Annotated in this window: 11 protein-coding genes; 4 read left to right on the forward strand and 7 right to left on the reverse strand. The window is 45.2% G+C overall.

What is annotated here, in order from left to right:
• Positions 1–219: 219 nt before the first annotated feature.
• Positions 220–1,239, reverse strand: a complete 1,020-nt coding sequence (locus HXT45_RS01305) for a LacI family DNA-binding transcriptional regulator (protein WP_421781957.1) — start codon at positions 1,237–1,239, stop codon at positions 220–222.
• A gap of 344 nt (positions 1,240–1,583) precedes the next feature.
• On the opposite strand from HXT45_RS01305, the gene HXT45_RS01310 reads away from it, so the two are divergent.
• From HXT45_RS01310 to HXT45_RS01320, 3 genes are all read left to right on the forward strand, one after another.
• A complete protein-coding gene (locus HXT45_RS01310) occupies positions 1,584–2,438 on the forward strand; it encodes a carbohydrate ABC transporter permease (protein ID WP_004131357.1) in 855 nt (284 codons plus the stop codon).
• Entirely contained in the window at positions 2,435–3,268 is an 834-nt protein-coding gene (locus HXT45_RS01315; protein ID WP_016805904.1) for a carbohydrate ABC transporter permease, read from the forward strand. Before HXT45_RS01310 ends, HXT45_RS01315 begins: the two co-directional genes overlap by 4 nt.
• Before the next feature lie 160 nt (positions 3,269–3,428).
• Positions 3,429–4,043 (forward strand): YesL family protein, encoded by a 615-nt coding sequence (locus HXT45_RS01320; RefSeq protein WP_004131361.1) that lies wholly within the window; start codon positions 3,429–3,431, stop codon positions 4,041–4,043.
• Positions 4,044–4,259: 216 nt separating this feature from the next.
• Here HXT45_RS01320 and malQ read toward each other — a convergent pair whose 3' ends face one another.
• The 6 genes from malQ to HXT45_RS01350 all read right to left on the reverse strand — a co-directional run bounded on the left by malQ (position 4,260) and on the right by HXT45_RS01350 (position 15,803).
• Complete coding sequence (gene malQ / locus HXT45_RS01325; RefSeq protein ID WP_421781960.1) at positions 4,260–6,524, reverse strand: 4-alpha-glucanotransferase; 2,265 nt, start codon at positions 6,522–6,524, stop codon at positions 4,260–4,262.
• Positions 6,525–6,789: 265 nt separating this feature from the next.
• Positions 6,790–9,567 carry a hypothetical protein gene (locus HXT45_RS01330; protein ID WP_421781962.1) on the reverse strand — a complete coding sequence of 926 codons (2,778 nt, stop codon included), beginning with the start codon at positions 9,565–9,567 and terminating at the stop codon, positions 6,790–6,792.
• A 397-nt stretch (positions 9,568–9,964) separates the two neighbouring features.
• Positions 9,965–11,980: a type I pullulanase gene (gene pulA / locus HXT45_RS01335; RefSeq protein ID WP_421781964.1), complete on the reverse strand. Its 2,016-nt coding sequence runs from the start codon at positions 11,978–11,980 to the stop codon at positions 9,965–9,967.
• 113 nt (positions 11,981–12,093) lie between these two features.
• Entirely contained in the window at positions 12,094–13,014 is a 921-nt protein-coding gene (locus HXT45_RS01340; protein WP_018646033.1) for a sugar ABC transporter permease, read from the reverse strand.
• The gene (locus tag HXT45_RS01345; protein WP_004131369.1) at positions 13,011–14,414 is read right to left on the reverse strand and encodes a carbohydrate ABC transporter permease; all 1,404 of its coding nucleotides are present in this window, start codon (positions 14,412–14,414) and stop codon (positions 13,011–13,013) included. The genes HXT45_RS01340 and HXT45_RS01345 overlap by 4 nt, the downstream gene beginning before the upstream one ends.
• 159 nt (positions 14,415–14,573) lie before the next feature.
• Positions 14,574–15,803, reverse strand: coding sequence for an extracellular solute-binding protein (locus HXT45_RS01350; RefSeq protein ID WP_016798848.1), 1,230 nt, complete (start codon positions 15,801–15,803; stop codon positions 14,574–14,576).
• A 628-nt stretch (positions 15,804–16,431) separates the two neighbouring features.
• On the opposite strand from HXT45_RS01350, the gene HXT45_RS01355 reads away from it, so the two are divergent.
• The gene (locus HXT45_RS01355) at positions 16,432–18,138 is read left to right on the forward strand and encodes an alpha-amylase family glycosyl hydrolase (protein WP_421781967.1); all 1,707 of its coding nucleotides are present in this window, start codon (positions 16,432–16,434) and stop codon (positions 18,136–18,138) included.
• Positions 18,139–18,278 lie beyond the last annotated feature (140 nt).

Here is an 18,278-nt window from a genome sequence, read left to right on the forward strand (position 1 = left end):
AATTGGGTTAAAACTGGATTATTAAATTCATAATTTAATATATGTCATTTTTGTAATTGCATTAGCACAGTGCATTAGTGACAAGTAAAAGAGCTTCAAGCCTAATGGTTTGAGGCTCTTTTTATTTTAAGAATTATCTTGAGTTAGATGTGGATTTAGTGAGATATGACTTTATTGAAAGAATGACTTTAGTTTAATAGTCTTAAGTTTAGAATTGTCTTAATTGTTTTCAAGCTGACTTGTACTTGATCTAACTATAAGCTGTGCTGGAATGGTAATATATTTGCATTCTTCGCTTAAATAATCGCCATTAATCAAAGACAAAGTTATTTTTGCTGCGTCTGCTGCCATTTCTGCAGGGTCTTGGCGAATAGTCGTAAGCCCTGTTTCTCTAGCGTAAAAACTATCGTCAAAGCCAATAATCGAAACGTCTCCAGGAGTACTGTATCCGCTTCTAGAAAGCTGGAACATAAGCGGAATTGCTATGCCGTCTTCTTGGCAAGCAATCGCCGTAGGAACATTTACGTTGCTTAAAAGCGAAGAGACGATTGAGCTTATTCTATCTAATCCTTCGGGGGCAACGATTTCTGTAGGCGTAATGCCGTTGATTTTGCATTCGTCAATAAAAGAGTGGTAGCGCTGCAAAACGCTAAAATGCAATGAAATATCGCGGTTTGTGCGAATGTAGGCAATGTTTTTGTGCCCTAGTCCAATAAGATGACGTGCCATAAGTCGCGCGCCTTGATCGTCGTCTATGTTAATTGTTGCGTCAAAGTCGCAATCCATAGGATTCAAGCAGTTTATACCTAAGACTGGCACGCCAGTGGCCTTTAGAGAAGCTACTTCCGACTTGTTTACGTCGAAGGAGCAAACGATTACAGCGTCTGCGTTTCGGCGAGTTGGCAGCATGCTAAAGAACTCTGCACGCTCTTGACTACTAGATATTTGGAAGATTGAAAGGTCGTAGCCTGCGGGATGAAGAACTTGATTTAGGCCTTGTATAATCGATGCGCTAAACCATAGTCGAATGCTGTCGCTAAGAAGCAGTGCAACTCTTAGTGTTCTTCCAGATTTTAGTGCTGCTGCGGATCTAGATATTGAAAAGTTTAGTTTTTCGGCAATAGCTAATACTTTGTTGCGCGTTGCTGCGGAAACCAAGTCTGGGCGCGTAAAAGATCTAGAAACAGTAGATACAGATACATGCGCCTGGTTGGCAACGTCTTGAATATTAGCTGGCATTTGAACTCCTTTATTCGCGCAGCAAAATGTTTATTTAATATCTTCATTAATATTGTTAAAACATATGCAACGCTAGTATATGAGCAGTGTTGCATATGAGAATTTTCATGTGCTTATTTGCGCTCATTACACAAACGTTTGCAATACGAACAATAATAGCAGGTTTTGCCGCAAAATCGCCAAAAATCGGGATTTTTTTCACATTTGATTTTTGCCTTCTTAAGTGGCGACATGCAAAAAATGACAACGTTTGACATTGTGGTTGCATGTAGTAAGATAAAAGTATTGGTTCGAGCGCGACCGCTCGCACAGGCGCGTACTCAAGGAGGAGAAAGTGACGAATCATGATTAATATGAGTGGAAAAGCAATACGCAAATGGTGGGCGCTATTCGCGCTGCCAACGTTTGCTGCATTTGTAATTGGCTTCTTAGTGCCATTTGTAATGGGCGTGTATCTTAGCTTTACTAAGTTCCATACTGTTACTGACGGAAAGTTTGTTGGAATCCGCAATTATCGCAAGGCTTTGCGCGACCCACACTTCCTTCATTCGCTAGTATTTACAACAGCTTTTACGGTTGTAACAACAATTGTTATTAATGTTATTGCATTCGCAATCGCTTACATGCTTACAAAAAAGTTTAAAGGCTCCAACCTATTCCGTACGGTATTCTTTATGCCGAATTTGATTGGTGGCATTGTTCTGGGCTACGTTTGGCAGGTAGTGCTTAATGGCATCTTGGGCTACTTTGGCCGTGCTATTACGTATTCTGCAACGTACGGATTCTGGGGCATGGTTCTTTTGATATGCTGGCAGCAAATCGGCTACATGATGATTATTTACATTGCTGGCTTACAAGCGCTTCCAGGAGACGTTATTGAGGCAGCTGCCGTTGATGGTGCAAGCCCAACGCAGACGCTGTTTAAGATTACAATCCCGCTTATGATGCCGTCTATTACGGTTTGCACGTTCTTAACGGTTACAAACGGATTCAAGCTATTCGATCAGAACTTGGCGTTGACTAATGGTGCTCCTTCTAGAAAGTCGGAGATGCTTGCATTAAACATCTTCAACACATTCTATGGAAGACTCAATGGTGAAGGCGTCGGTCAGGCAAAGGCAGTCATATTCTTCATCATTGTGGCTGTAATTGCTTTGATTCAGAACAGGTTGACAACTTCTAAGGAGGTGGCAGCATGAACGAGAAGACTAAGCATCCTGCGCTTTGGACCACGCTTTTTGCTGTAGTGAGTTTGCTGTGGATTTTCCCAATCGCGTTAGTGTTTATGAACTCCTTTAAGTCAAAGGTGTATATTGCTAGCGAGCCATTTTCACTTACTCCAAAGTCATTTATTGGTTTTGATAACTACGTTCTTGGCATTAACCGCACGAATTTGTTGATGAGCTTCTGGTGGACAATTGTTGTAACGATTGGCGCTGTGGCTTTGATTCTGCTTTGCACTTCTATGTGTGCTTGGTGGATTGTGCGAGTTAACAATTGGGCTGCAAAACTACTGTACGTTTTGTTCCTGTTTAACATGATTGTGCCATTCCAGATGGTTATGTTCACGCTTTCCAACATCACTACAAAGCTTGGATTGAACACTCCTTGGGGCTTGTGGATTATTTACCTTGGCTTTGGCGCAGGTTTGGCTGTGTTTATTTTCACAGGCGTTGTAAAGGGCATTCCTCAAGAGTTGGAAGAGTCTGCAATGATTGATGGCGCTTCTGTGCCACGCATATTCTTCCAGATTATTGTGCCGATTATGAGGCCTGCAATTATATCCGTTTCTATCTTGCAAACAATGTGGATTTGGAACGACTTCCTTCTTCCATACCTCACTTTGGATTTAAACAAGTACAAGACGGTTTCTATTGCAGTTCAATATTTGAAGGGCGGCTATGGCTCTGTTGAAATGGGTGCAATGATGGGCTGCCTGGTTATGGCAATTGTTCCAATAATAATCTTCTACCTAATCTGCCAGAAGTACATAATTAAAGGTGTTATGGCAGGTGCGGTAAAGGGCTGAGGTTTTTCTCCTTCGGATCTCGGCATGTATGATGGTGGTTGCAAGCGTTTGCAGCCACCATCATTTGTGTTTAAGCGTATCTTTGTGTTTAAGCGTATCTTATAGTGTATTGTTATTTTAGATTTGTTTAAGTTTGCTTAATTAGGCGGGAGTAGTTGTAATGATCTCTTTTGGAAGCCCTGATTCTAAGTTCGCTCAAGGAATGGAATCGTTTGCAGATGCGGTCTGGCTTACTGTTCTAATGATTATTACCAGCATTCCGCTTGTAACGGTTGGAGCGTCTATTACGGCCGCTCACGAGACAGCTAGACGTATTGAGCGTGGCGAGGCGCACACAACAGCAATCTACTTTAAGTCGTTTAAGAATAATTTTGTTAAGGCAACTATTATTTGGGCTATTTTAGGGCCACTTTTAGTTGTAATTATATGGTCTTGGATTTTTTTGCAACTTACTCCGCTTTTAATAATAAAGTTTGCGATTAGCATATTGTGGATCCTGGTTGCGCAGTGGGTGTTTGCATTGCAAGCGCGCTTTGAAAACTCGATTGGCAGAACTCTTATTAATTCGCTGATTTTTGGCGTTAGCTACGCTAGCACAACGCTTATAATGTTTTTGCTTGATTGCGTATTCTTTGCGCTTTTGTACCTTTCGCTAAGGTATTTTTTGCAAGGATTACCGCTGTTGCTTTTGCTTGGGTGGGGGTCTTTAATTATGCTCCACACGCCGCTTTTGGAGCGCGTGTTTGCTAAGTACGTTGCGGCTAATACGCAGTGAGGCGAACATCGCCATAGATGCTCGCCTCACTTAGGACATCAAAAACATAGCGCGTAAGCCGTGTCTACAGGCGACCTACGCGCTATGCGAGAGAGAAAGAAGTTACTACATGAGTAACAATCAATATTTATTATACTCTTGATTCAAGTGTTTGCAAGTATTTTTAACCTTTCTTTTTACATTTTTTGGTGGTAATTTTACAGTTATTTGTGCTTGTTAGCTAATTTTTTCGCCTCGCATAATGGCGGCCATATTGAGTACGCGTTGAGACTTAAAAACGTCGCCTGTATGAACAACGTTTCCATCTTTATCTGCAAGAGGAATACGCCAATTTGGATACTCAGTACTGGTTCCAGGCTGATTTTGCGAACGCTTCTCTCCAACTGCATCAACAAGCGCCACTTGCAAAAGCAAAGATGGGGAAGTGCGCATAATCGCGTGCATGGCCTCTACGATCTCTTGCACATGGTCTTCAACGTGTTCGGCAGCTTCCTTGCTAATCCATCCGCCATCCAAAAGCATCTTCATCATGGCGTCTCGCTCTGCGCTAGCAGCCTTTTGGAAGCTTTCTACGGAATCGGTAAGCAAGTGCAGCTCTTCGCGAATCTTAACATGCTCAAACGCAAGATAGCCTGCTGTAGGAGGCATGTCGTGAGTAGTAACAGATGCCAAAGCGTATTCGCGGTATGTAGAAGGATCTGCAAATATGATTTCCTTCTTTCCAGCCTTTTTAGCGGCTTTTTCGGCTTCGTCATTGTGCGTAAACCATTCAACAACGGTTCCAAGAATGCCATGCGAAGCAAGCACCTTAGAAACGTACGCAGGAACAGTGCCAAGGTCTTCGCCGATCACTAATCCGCCTGCGCGAGTGGCCTCAATACTAAGAACTGCAAGCATTGCGTCCACATTGTAGTAAACGTAAGCACCGTTCTTTGCGCCTTGGCCGCGCGGAATCCACCACAAGCGGAAAAGACCAAGCACATGGTCAATGCGAACTGCGCCAGCATGCAAGAACACGTTGTGAACCATGTCTCGGTATGCAATGTAGCCAGTTTCATCTAAGTAATTAGGGTCAAATGGCGGCTGACCCCAATCCTGACCCTGCTGGTTGTAGAAGTCTGGAGGCGCGCCAACGCTAACGCCATTAGCAAAGCGCTCTGGGCTCCACCACACGTCTGCGCCGTATCCGTGTACGCCAACAGCCATGTCTTGCATAAGTCCAATCGCCATTCCAGCGGCTTTAGCTTCTGCGTGAGCGGCGGCAACTTGCTCATCTGCAATCCATTGCAGCCAGCGGTGGAACTCAAGCAAATCAGCGTGCTCGCGTCTAAGCATGTCGATTTGAGGCGTGCCTTTGCCAGTTGTATCAAACCAAAGATTATCTCCCCAAGGAGCACCCCAAACTTCAAAAGCTACACACCAAGTAGCAAAAGCGTCTAAGTCTTCTCCAGAGCGCGCCTTAAAGTCTGCGAAATCCTGCTCGCGCTCGGCGCTTCTAGGCTGCTTAAAAATAATCTTTAAGGCTGGAAGTTTCGCGTTCCACGCGGCGTTAATATCCATTGGATTTGGATTGTTGTTAAGCGCTTCCACGCCCTCGTGCAAAATCTCCACCTCTTTGCGCTGGCTATCGCTAAGCTGCGCGTACTCTGGAATATCTTGCGGACGAATGTATGTAACATTTAAGAACCTGCGCGATTCTGGCAAGTAAGGCGAAGGCTCCAAAGGTGCCACTGGTGCGCACGCATGAATCGGGTTTATAAGCATAAAGTCGGCTTTGCCAATTCTGCCAGCGTCTTTAAGCAGCCTGCGCAAGTCGCCATAATCGCCAACGCCCCAAGATTCCTTTGAGCGAACGGAATAAAGCTGAGTCATGTATCCCCAACGATGGCGTTCCTTAACGCTTTGCGGAAGTGGGATTTTTGCTGGCGCGCAAATTAGAGTTGATTGCGCGTGTGCAACAGTTTTGCCATTTTTACCTTCGACTTTTGCAAGAAGAGTGTGGTAGCCCATTGGCAAGTCTTGTGGAAGCTCAAGAGTTAAGCCGTCTTCTTTGCTTGTTTCAAAGTTGTTAAGAGGCTCCTCGTATTGCGAACCATCTTCTAGCGTAAGCGTTATATGGATTTTTTCTGGGCTACTTGTAGCTTCTTCAGAGTGAATAGGAACAATCGTTTTTGTGCCAGTAAAGCATACCACGGTTGGTGGCAGCAGTTCGCTATCGCGCTTTTCTTGAACGTGCTTTAGCGAGTTCTCAATGCTTTCGCTTGTGGTTGCAGGGTAGCCCAACGCATCTAGCACGCCCACAAGTGCTTCGTCCGTAATTTCCGTATAGTCACCTAATTGGTCTATGTAGAAAGTTGCGACTCCGCATGCTTTTGCAAGTTTAATTAGTGGGCGAGCAAGCCTTTCTGCGCTTTCTTCTACGGGCACAGTCGTGGCAGCCTTTGTTTTGCCATTAGTTGTGCCATTGTCTGTTGTGCTCATGATGCTCCTTTGTTAATCGTGGCACATGTACGAGCATCGAATTGGTTGCAAACGATGCTAAATGGTGCGGTTCTCAACACATCGCTGGATTGAGGCACGCTCTAGCTAACCATTATATTAAGTATTGATATCGTTTGCAATATTGGCGATTTTTGTGGTATTTAACAAAAACCGCAGGAGGATAAATACCAACTGCGGTTTTTGTTATTTGTTATTTGTTATTTGCGATTATTCGCGCATGTTTGCTGGTTGCTGCAACTTGCGACTACTTGCGACGGATTCGCATAAAGTGCCAGCCAGCGCCGATTGCTGCGATTCCAGCAGTGATGCTGCCCACAACAGCTGCGATTAGCGTTGTGTTATTGCCTGCTGCGTGCTCACCGTTGTTTGCGGCAGCTGCCTGAGTGCTCTTATCGCTGTTATTGTCTTCGCTCTTAGAGTCTTCGTTTTTAGACTCCTCGCTCTTGGACTCATCGGATTCCTTCTGATTTTCATCTTTTGCGGAATCGTTAGATGCGTTCTTGTACTCTTCGCTCTTTGCTGCGCTTGCAGAGCTTGCTGTAGTAGCAGCAGAGGCGGCAGGAGCAGGAGCAACAGCAGCACGAGGCGCGCGTGCAGGAGTCTGTGCGGTTGCTGGCGACTTAGCAGTAGCATTTTCTACGAGTTCTTCTGCAGCTTTAGCGGTATTCGCAGGCTCCGTTTGATTTGCTGGAGCAGCACTGTGCTTAGGGGCAGCCTGTGGAGCTGACTCTTGTGGCGCACTTGGTGCATCATTGTTCTGTGGCGCAGCCTGTGGAGTGCTTGGAGCTGGAGCAGAAGGAGTCGCTTCCATAGAACCTACACCTGGAACAACACTCAAATTGCCGCCGTTTTGCTGCGCGTGGCTTCCTGCAAAGTTTCCTTGAGCAGAGCTACTGCCATTTTGCGCGTTGTTTCCTGGCTTCTGATCCTGTGGATTTGTATCCGCTGGAGGCTCTGGCGGTGTAAGCGGCGCTGGCTTCTGAGTCTGTGGATTCAAAGCTTCCTCAGCCTTAGATAGCAACTGATTAGATGAGTTAATCTTTAATATGCTAGAGTTCATTGTTTGAATTCGACCGCCTAAGCTTTGCTCAACTAGACCAAATACGCCAGTTGATGAAGCAAATTTTGCAGTGTATTCTGTTTGGACACTAGGTGGAAGATCTTTGATTGTCTCTTTAATCTTTTCCTTAATTTCTTCGGCTTGTTTCTTTATGTTAGCTATTTTTTCGCTTGTTTTATTTACTTTAGATATAACTTCTTGTGCCTGTGCCTTGGCTTTATTTAGCCTGTCTCTAGCTTCTTCAACAGCCTTTTTTGCTTCTTCGAACTTAGTTTCAAATTCTTTTAGCTGATTTGATAGTCGCTCAGAATCTGCTTGTGCTGTTTTAATATTTTCTTCAGCATTGTCTTTGTTTATTTTAGCGTTTTCAAGATTAGCAGTTTCGTCTAAAACATTTTTCTCTGCTTCTTGTGCTTTGCCTATTTCTTCCTGTAATTTGCGAGCAGATTCTTGAGCAGCATTAGTAAGCTCTTCTAGCTTAGACTTAGCAGTGTTTAATGATTCTTCTGCTTCTTGCTTAGAACCTTCTAACTCTTCTATAGTCTTCTTATACTCAGCTATTTCGGATTCTTTATCTAAAACTTCTTTAGCTAATTTTTCAGCTTCAGCCTTCTTTGCATTAGCATTTTTGCTAGCTGTTTTTGCTTCATCAGAAGCTTTTGCTAAAGAGTTTATCTCTGAAGTTAATTCTTTAATTGCAGAAGATAATTCGCTAATTTTTGCAGACTTGTCAGCTGCAGCAAGTTCTTGTTGGACGGACGCAGCTTCTTCAACAGCCTTTTTTGCTTCTTGCTGTTTTTGTTCAGCATCTTTCTCCAGTTGTTTTGCTGCATCTTGTGCTTGATTCTTCTTTTCGGATAAATTATTTATTTTTTCAGCATTGTCAGCACTGCCAAGTTTTCCGTTAGATTCGAGTTTGCGAATCTCTGCCTCATAATTATTTATTTCTGATTGTTTACTTTCATATTCATTTTGTTTTTGCTTTGCTTCTTGCTGTTTTTGTTCAGCATTACGATTTTTCTCTTCAAGATTCTTCTTCAAAGTATTAATTTTTTCAGAATTATCTTTGTTATCTTTTTCTGCTGTAGCTAATTCTTTTTGTAATTGTTCAAGTTTTGGATTGAGATTGTTAATTTTAGAGTCAGCTTCATTTCCAGCTGATTCCTTTTGCTTTGCTTCCTTTTCAAGCTTTTCAGCTTCTGCCTTAGTAGATTCAGACTTTTGCTTTGCTTCCTTTAAGGCAGACTCAAGTTCAGACTTTTTAGACTGCTCTTGTTCTAGAGCCTTTGAAGTCTCATCGAAATCTGCTTGCTCATCTTTAACGACTTCATCTTGTTTGTCTTTTTTCTCTGAATTTATCTTATTTACTTGTTCAGCATTTTGCTTAGCAGCATCAGCCTCTGCCTTAACTCTTTTGGCATCTTCTACGGCTTTAGTCTTAGATTCAATTTCTTTTTCAGCAATAGACTTCTTCTGTTTTGCTTCTTCTATATCTTTTTCAGCTTTTTTAATGCCTTTTTCAGCATTTTTCTTATTTTCTATGGTTTCATTAACTTTGTTATTTGCAGCTTCTGCCTGAGTTTTAGCGTTTTCTATTTCTTGCGCTACTGCGTTAGTCTCATTATTTGTTTCACCAGAAGCTTTGTTTGCTTCAGATGCTTTATTTGCAAGTTCTTTGATCTGTTCGTCTGCTTGTGACTTAGCTGCCTTCTGAGCCTCAGTTAGTGAGTTGTTGCCAGCAGCAGAATCGCCTTGCGGATCAACAGCAACAACTTCGCTCATGCGGTCAAAGCTTTCGCCAACTTGTGCAACAGAAGAAACTGGAGCTACATGCGTAGTTTGATTATCTTGCGTCAAGGTTGTAGTTGTGGCAGCGTTTGCTGCGTTTGCAATGCTCATGCTTCCAATAAGAGCCAAAGAGCTTGCTCCCAAAGAGATGGCGGCTGCAATCTTAGCGTTCATATTTACCTCATTCTTCAAATCATTTAGGTTTGGGGGGTGGGGATATTTGTTTAATTATCAAGTTGTAAGATCAAAGCGCTAACTGTTTATTAAGTTTTGCGTCTCTGTCTTGTTACTGAACTTTCTCCTCTCCACCATCGCGAATATACGCAAGGGGGGTATAAAGTCTAAAAATGATTCTAGCAGAACAGCAGGAATAATTCGCACATTTTGGCAAGTTATAAGGAACAATTAAGGAAATTACAAGGTTTTGCCTTGAAATATTAGTATTCGACCAAATATTCGGCTAAGTATTTGAAAATATTAGTATTTAACTATAAACCCAAAAATAATCCCGACTTTGTTTCCAAATCACAAGAATAAGGGAACAAAATCGGGATAAAATGCGATTCGAGCGCTAAAAAAACTCGAGCAATCTAGCGCGCTTGTTGCTTAACACAACGAATGTACGCGGCGGAATATGAACCGCGCGCGGATCGCCATTATCGTCGCAAAGCATTGATGCGCGGCTGCCGGAAGCGCTGCCAATCCATCTATCAAAGTACTCGCTGGAGTCCAGCACACAGCGCCATTTTTTGCGGCTTGCGCAAGGCTCAGGCAAATCAACCGTTGCAGACGCATCTTTCATAGGATTAGCGCACACAATCAAGTCGCTTTCAATTTGCTCCGCAAGAACAGAATTATCGGATGCATTAAGACGAGTGTGCTGAGCATCGTAAAACTCCGCATTCTTAGCGCGAAGTTTTATAAGCGCGCTATACCAGTCTACAAGCGGTTGGAATCGCTTAGCTCTAGACCAATCAAGCTGGTTCATAGCAACTCCGCGATTATAGGAGTTATCGCAACCATGCTTAGTGCGGCCAAACTCTTCGCCGCCAAGCATAAATGGCATTCCAGCGGAGCACAAAATTATGCCAGCGCTAAGAATGTTAGCGCTGAAGATGTCTGCAACGCTGTTTGGATCGCTTGCGTCAAAATCGCAGTTAGACGCATTGTCGCGCATAGAAATGCACAGCTTATCCCACAAAGTCAAATCGTCGTGAGCAGAAACATACTGCACAATCTGGCCAACACTCTTACCAGCACAAGGCATACCACGCCAGCCATTAAACGCATTGCGCACAGGATCTGCCGTCCAGAACTCGTTGCTATTTACATAGCCGCGGTCTCGATGATCCATAACATTGCCCTTAATCGTGTCACGAGACTCATCACTAAACCAGCCGATTCTAGAATCAAGGAAGTCGCGTCCATCTTTATCTCCCATAGGGCAATCATCGGCTACAGCTGCAGCATCCGCACCCCACGGCTCTCCATACATAAGAATATCTTTGCCGCCATCAAGCTTATCTAGTTCGGCACGAATCATATTCAAAGTTTGCGCATCCGTTAAGCCCATAAGGTCAAACCTAAAACCATCCACATGGTAGCAGCGCGCCCAATGCAAAATAGACTCAATCATAAAACGTCTAAACATTGGGTGATCGGAAGCCATTTCGTTGCCGCAGCCCGATCCGTTTGCGAATCCGTCATCTTCCTTGCGCCTGCAAAAATAGCCAGGAGCAACGCTTTCAAACGCATTCGATGCTGCTTCAAACATGTGATTATAAACAACATCCATAACTACGCGCATGCCATTCTTGTGCAAAGCGCCAATCATTGCCTTGCACTCGCGGATTCTTGCTGTGCCGTCGTACGGGTTGCTGGAGTATGCGCCTTCTGGCACGTTGTACGCGTGAGGATCGTAGCCCCAATTGTAAAGCGAATCAACACTTTTTCCATCTTTGCGTGCAGACGAAATCGCAACCTCATCCACAGTCGCAAAATCGTAGATTGGCATTAGTTGAACGTGAGTTACGCCAAGTTTTTTAAGATAGTCGATTCCAGTAGGGAAGTTGCTATCTGAATCTAAAGTTGTATGCGAATCTGTAAAAGCAAGATACTGACCGCGGTGTTCTGGCTTAAATCCGCCATTTGCATTGCTGCTAAAGTCTTCAACGTGCATCTCCCACACAACGGTTGCATGGCGCACAAACTCTGGCGACTTATCTTTGTGCCAGTCAGCTGGGCTAACGCGTTCCTCACTTACAACCATGCTGCGCTCGCCATTTACGCCGCTAGCAACACCCCAAGGGTCGCTTGTGCGATTCACTTTTCCATCTGCAAAAGTAACAAGAAAGTCGTAGTAAACGCCATCTAGCCTTTGCAATATTGACGTTCTCCATGCTCCGTCGCGCAATGGCTTCAAATCGCGTGTTTTAAAAGGTTCGCTGTTGTTTCCTGTTTCAAAAAGTCGCAGTGTTACGCTCGATGCTGTTGGCGCCCAAAGCGTAAATGTGGTCGATCTTTCGTTAAGCGAGAATCCGAGCTGCCCCGAATAAACTGGCCATTGTGTTGAAGGTGGGAACGTCATGAATATATCCTTTTGTATTTTATTAAATTATTTAGCATAAAATACGAAGGCCGAAACGCTTTTAACGCTCGACCCCCATATTTCACCAAACTCTACAATTAATGCAGAGCTTACTATCCCTTAACAGAGCCAGACATCGACTCTTCGTAGAATCGTTGCATAACAATGAACAGGATTGCGATTGGAATGGAAACGCACACAGCTCCAGCGGAGAATCGTGCGAACCAGTGATTAATGTATTCTCTCTGCAACATTTGGTACAAGCCCAAAGCCACAGTGTAATTATCTTGAGTACGAGCAATCGTCTTAACCAAAACGAAGTCAAGCCATGGACCCAAGAAGCTAACAATAGCTTGGAACACAATCATAGGCTTGCAGATTGGAAGAATAATCTTCCAGAACACTTGCCAAGTTGTGCAGCCATCCAAGTAGGCGGCCTCGTCCAAAGACTTTGGAATCGTATCCATGTAGCCCTTCATAACGTAGAAGCCCATGCCGCTACCGGCAGAGTATACGATAATCAAGGAGATAAGAACAACAGAGCCATTCGTTAATCCAAAAGCCTTCAAAATGAAGTAGATAGCGATAACTGCCATGATTCCTGGGAACATGCCAAGAATCAAAGCAATATTCATGAATGTCTTACGACCGCGGAAACGCAAGCGAGACATGCAGAACGCTACTACAAGCACGAAGAACAGAGAGATAATGCACACGAAAATAGACACAATCAAGGTGTTCAAGAACATTCGTGGGAAGTCAAGAACTTCTCGCTCAGTAAACAGCTGAATGTAGTTGTTAAACGTGTACTTAGTTGGGAAGAACGTTGTCTGGTATGGAGCGGTGTTTTGGTTAAAGCTTTCCAAGAACACCCATACGATTGGCGCGAGCCAAATAATAGACATAATAATCAGGAAGATATGAGTGATGATATCTCCGATTATGCGGCGCACGCGCTGATCGCGCCAGAATGGAACGCTGCGTGTACTATGCACAGTTTGTTCGCTTTGCATAAGATCCTTCTTATTACTCACCGGAATCCCTCCTCATTCTTGTAGGAGCCAGAGTTGCGGTATGTTATCAAAGCAACAATCGCAAGCACAATGAATGTCATAATGCCGATTACCGCGCCCATGCTGTAGTTATCTTTATCAACCGTAAGCTTGTACAGCCATGTGATGAGCAAATCAGTCTTACCTGCCGAAGAGCCGATTGGTGTTGGCTCGCCGCCAGACAAGAGGTAAATAACGTTGAAGTTGTTAACATTGCCAGTGAACGTTGTAATTAAGTATGGAGTCATAACAAAGAAGATGTATGGCATAGTAACGTTCATAAAGCGCTGCCACCAGCTTGCGCCATCAAGTTCTGCTGCTTCGTAAAGCTCTGCTGGAACATTTTGCAAAATACCAGTGATTTGCATGATTGTGTAAGGAATACCAACCCAAAGGTTGATGAGAATAACGGTAACCCTTGCCCATGTAGCGTCCTGGAAGAATGGCAGTGGGGAATGAATCCATCCAGAAGAGATGAGAAGACGGTTAATAGCGCCATCTCTTTGCAGCATGCTGTGCATAACAAGCAAAGACACAAACTGTGGAACTGCGATTGTAAGCGAGAAGCAGATGCGCCACAAGCTCTTAAGGCGAGTAGTGCGCCTGTTAATAATCATTGCCATAAACATGCCAAAGAAGAAGTTCAAGAATGTAGCGAAGAAGGCCCAAACAAGGGTCCAAATCAAAACATCGAAGAAGATTCCAGCATTAATGGTTCCAGTTGTGTTTCCAAGAATCTTAACAAAGTTGTCTAAGCCAACCCAGTGGAACAGGAGCGTGTGATCACGGTCGTAATTTGTAAACGCCATTGAAATCATGAATGCTAATGGCAATACCGTAAACAGAACAATTCCAGCGGTTGGAAGAGTCATAAAACCAACGTGTGCGTGGCGATCTAGCAAAGACTCAACATCTTTTACAAAGGTTATAGGCTTTTCTCCGCGCTTTACAAAAGATTGAGCCTTGTATGCGCTACGCAAAGCCAAAGTAGCTAAATAAACTAAAACAATGATTGCTGCAATGCTCATAACGCCATACAGCAAAATCTCAACAGAATTATCTCCAGCAACGTAATGCCAGAAGCCGTTAATCTTTACTCTGCCTTGTTTTCTAGTGCCGAGTGTACCGAATTTTGGTAAATATTCCGCACCAGTTGTGGCCAAGAAGGCAAGAACTCCAGCCTCGCATAGAAGAAATACGAGACCTTTCACGTACTGTTTGCGAACGAAGTTACCAAAACCAAAGATAATTATCGAAACCCAAGACAGTGCGTCTGCGTGCTTTGCAGCCTCCTGTAGTGAGTATTGCGAAGGAGCCACAAATTCATCGGCAGAAGGTGCCTTCTTTCGCTTCCCTCGCTTGGTGGATGTCGTGCCAGTCATGACATGCCTTTCCGTAAAATTGTGGGGCTTATACAAGCAAAGAACGCCCCGCCCCGATTTATTAATCCTTAGGGGAGCGGGGCGTCCTTGCCGTGTTTTTCTAAATATTATTTTCTTTTAAAAGAATTTAATATTTAGAAAATAGTCATAAGTTATTACTTACTTCTTAAGAGCTTCCTCAAAGCCCTTCTGGAAGTCTGCAATCTTTGCAGCGGCGTTGCCGTCGTTGACTTCCTTGTTGGCCAATGCAGTACCGAAGGTCTTCATTGGATCCCAGAAGGCACCCATTTCTGGAACGGTTGGCTGCAAGACAGAAGTCTTAGCAATGGTGTTCATCTGAGCAACAGCGGCTGGGTTATCCTTAACGAGATCGCTCAAAGCCTTAGCAACTGGAATGTCGCCGTGAAGCTTGTACATCTGCTCCTGGGATTCCTTAGAGCCGAGGAATGCAGCGAACTTAGCGGCCATCTCTGGAGCCTTGGAGTTAGGGTTGTAAGCAACAGCCTTAGAGCCAGCGAAGGACTTCATCTGGTGCTCGCCATCTTCGGACTTAAACTTTGGAAGCTGAGCAGCAGCGTAGTTGTCGCCCAAAGCCTTCTTTACGTCGCCAGCATCCCAAGAGCCAGAGAAGTAAGCGTCAACAGTGTGGTTCTTAATGCCAGACAAGCCAGCGCCATCGCCATCCATTACAAAGTTCTTGTTCTGAATGAGCTTTGCAACATACTTAGTGATTTCGGCAGCCTTGTCACCAATCTTGATGCCAGCCTTGCCGTCGTTGCTCTTCTCACCGAAGAGGGTCATGTTGCCATCAAGGTAGAAGCCTGGAAGGTACCAAGCGTTGCTAATGTCGAAAGCAACCTTGCCCTTTTCGAGCATCTTATCGAGGGACTTAACGTCTTCGTCGGAGAACTTGGACTTATCGTAGTACATGAACCAAGTGTTGCCCATGTATGGAACGCCATAAAGCTTGCCATCTTGAGCGGTTACAGACTGGATGATGGTCTCATCGTTGTCTCCCTTAACCTGCTTTGCAGCATCGTCGCTCAACTCGCCAATTGCGTTTGCCTTTACCAAGTCGCCGAGCTGATCGTTAGGGAACAGGTAAACATCGGCAGCGGCCTTAGCGTCCTGCTTAACTGTCTTAGCAGCATCTGGTGGTGCAACAACAGCGTTCTTAAAAGTAACTTCTGGGTGATCCTTCTGGAAGGCTTTCTCCATAGCCTGAATCCAGCCGCCAGCCTTCTGATCTTCGGAAGAAGACCATACGGTGAGCTTTACTGGGTTCGACTTGCTGCTGGAGCCAGCGTTGGTGCTAGAACCGCATGCAGCAAATCCAAACATAGTGGCGATTGCGAGGCCTGCGCCCAGCACTTTCTTCATATTCGTCATCCTTGACCTCCTATATCATGCCAGCTTGGCATGTTCTTTGGTGGCATAGTAACAAATTTCATGTGACGCAACTTCGACGTTTCTCTGCGTTTTTGCAGCGTCACATTTGTTGTTGAAATCTGTTTATAAGCAATGTGTAGTATACACGTATATATTGTAGTTGGCAAATCATGTTGCGCGCTATTGGAAAAATTTCCGCTAAAGTTGTTTATTTTTGATAAAAAGTTATATTTTATTTTGTAAATCAGTAAATTTATCGGAATTTTATTATTGATTGTTTGACGCGAAGACAGGTCATGTCGCTCGCGCGGCGAAGACGTTCGCGCGCTTAGACCGCGTGCGAGTCGACGATTTCGAGCTGCATAATGCGCGAGAAATCACCTCGACTCGCTGAGCCGCTTAGCGTAGAAGCACGGTGTGCTTCTACGGCGGCGAAGACGTGAGCGCAGCTAATCTGCGCGAACGACAACCTGCCTTCGCGCTACGCTTTAAGCACTCAGGCAGGTCGTCGCGCCCGAGAATGTACGTGATTTAGGTCAAATCTGGTACAAAACCCGGGAAAAGCAAGAATGTTAATAGTAAAATAAAAGATAAGTCACGCCAACAAAACCAACAAAACGGGGGAAATATGCAAAACGAACATGCGCAATGGCTGCGCGACGCCGTATTCTACGAAATCTACCCACAAAGCTTCTACGATTCAAACGGCGACGGAATCGGCGACATTCCAGGCATAATCGAAAAACTCGACTACGTAAAATCGCTTGGTTGCAACGCGATTTGGCTAAATCCTTGCTACGATTCGCCATTTAAGGATGCAGGCTACGACGTGCGCGACTACAAAAAAGTGGCAGCGCGCTACGGCACAAACGAGGATTTGCAACGTCTTTTTAGCGAAGCGCATAATCGCGGAATGCACATTTTGCTAGACCTTGTTCCAGGTCACACAAGCGAAGAGCACGAGTGGTTTAAGCAAAGCTCGCGCGCGCAAGAAAACGAGTTTAGCAAGCGATATATATGGACAGACAGCGCGTTCAGTGGCTATTCCATGCCGTTTATTGGCGGCGAAAGTGAGCGAGATGCAACGTATATTCTTAACTTCTTTAAATGCCAGCCAGCGCTAAATTACGGCTTTGCGCAAAGGGATCGCGCGTGGCAATCCGCGCCAGATTCCGCGGAGGCGGCTCAAACGCGCGCTGCAATGGTTGATGTTATGCGATTCTGGCTTTCGCTTGGCGCAGACGGATTCCGCGTAGACATGGCGGATTCGCTTGTAAAAAACGACGACAACAATGGCCCTGGAAGCCTTGGCAAAGACAACACGATTCGCGCATGGCAAGAAATGCTGGGCGCTGTAAAAGCCGAGTATCCGCAGGCTGCTTTTGTTTCGGAGTGGGGCAGGCCTCGTCAGGCGCTGACTGCTGGATTCGACATGGACTTCTATTTGAATTGGCGATGGGATGGGAATCCTAACGGTTATGCGCGCCTGGCTAGAGATGTGGATAATGCGCTAGACAGCAGCCCCGAGCACGACCACAGCTACTTTAATGCGCGCGGCGGCGGCAGCATTTGCCCATTCTTAGACGATTATTGCCCGCAGTATGAGGCTACTTGCAACGAGGGCTACTTTAGCTTTATAACGTGCAATCACGATACACCGCGCCTGGCTCCGCGATTAAGCGAGCGCGAAAGGCGGATTGCGTTTGGCATGATTCTTACAATGCCAGGTGTGCCGTTTGTGTATTACGGCGACGAAATCGGCATGAAATACCGCGATATTCCTACAAAAGAGGGCGGTTATGCGCGCACGGGTACGCGTACGCCAATGCAGTGGGATGATTCTAAGAATTTTGGATTCTCCACGGCCGCAAAGTCGAAGTTGTATTTGCCTGTTGAAGCGCGCGCGGATGGAAGGACTTGCGCGAACTCGCGCAAGCAGGCCGTGCAAAGTGGTGAGATTCCAACGGTTTTAGGGCAGGAGCAGGATGGCGATTCGCTGCTTAACTGGGTGCGCGCGCTGATTGCTTTGCGTCACGAGTGCGCGGCGCTGCACGCGGATGCCACTTGGCGAGTGTTGCACGCGCCTGTGGATGGTCGCAGTTTTGCGTACGAGCGGTGCGCGGCTGGGTTGGATGGGTCGGCTGGCGAATCCTCTACAGATCGATGCATTGTGGTTATGAATCCTGGATTAAACGAGGAGACGATTTCGCTTAGTGCGCTTGCAGGGATTACGCCAGAAGCGATTTTGCAGCCGCGGATTTCGGTTGGAGCGGTTGCTTGCGATTCTTCCGCGCTTAAACTCGGCGCGCAGTCCTTTGCTCTGTTTGCTTTGTAACACGATTTTCCTATTTGTTGTTGCGCGAGCGATATTTCCTATTTGGTGTTGCGCGAGGTTTGAGTATTTCTCTCCTCGCAGGCGCGCCAACCTGCCTTTTCGCTTAAAGCGTAGCGCGAAAAGGCAATTTGGCGCGCTGA

Source organism: Gardnerella sp. DNF01199S (genome assembly GCF_049244155.1).
Classification (GTDB): Bacteria; Actinomycetota; Actinomycetes; order Actinomycetales; family Bifidobacteriaceae; genus Bifidobacterium; species Bifidobacterium piotii.

What these genes read in the sequence shown, in the direction of transcription:
- HXT45_RS01345 (WP_004131369.1), bottom strand. Translation starts at nt 14,414, where the DNA reads ATGACTGGCACGACATCCACCAAGCGAGGGAAGCGAAAGAAGGCACCT.
- HXT45_RS01350 (WP_016798848.1), bottom strand. Translation starts at nt 15,803, where the DNA reads ATGACGAATATGAAGAAAGTGCTGGGCGCAGGCCTCGCAATCGCCACT.
- HXT45_RS01315 (WP_016805904.1), top strand. Translation starts at nt 2,435, where the DNA reads ATGAACGAGAAGACTAAGCATCCTGCGCTTTGGACCACGCTTTTTGCT.
- HXT45_RS01310 (WP_004131357.1), top strand. Translation starts at nt 1,584, where the DNA reads ATGATTAATATGAGTGGAAAAGCAATACGCAAATGGTGGGCGCTATTC.
- HXT45_RS01320 (WP_004131361.1), top strand. Translation starts at nt 3,429, where the DNA reads ATGATCTCTTTTGGAAGCCCTGATTCTAAGTTCGCTCAAGGAATGGAA.
- malQ (WP_421781960.1), bottom strand. Translation starts at nt 6,524, where the DNA reads ATGAGCACAACAGACAATGGCACAACTAATGGCAAAACAAAGGCTGCC.
- HXT45_RS01330 (WP_421781962.1), bottom strand. Translation starts at nt 9,567, where the DNA reads ATGAACGCTAAGATTGCAGCCGCCATCTCTTTGGGAGCAAGCTCTTTG.
- HXT45_RS01355 (WP_421781967.1), top strand. Translation starts at nt 16,432, where the DNA reads ATGCAAAACGAACATGCGCAATGGCTGCGCGACGCCGTATTCTACGAA.
- pulA (WP_421781964.1), bottom strand. Translation starts at nt 11,980, where the DNA reads ATGACGTTCCCACCTTCAACACAATGGCCAGTTTATTCGGGGCAGCTC.
- HXT45_RS01305 (WP_421781957.1), bottom strand. Translation starts at nt 1,239, where the DNA reads ATGCCAGCTAATATTCAAGACGTTGCCAACCAGGCGCATGTATCTGTA.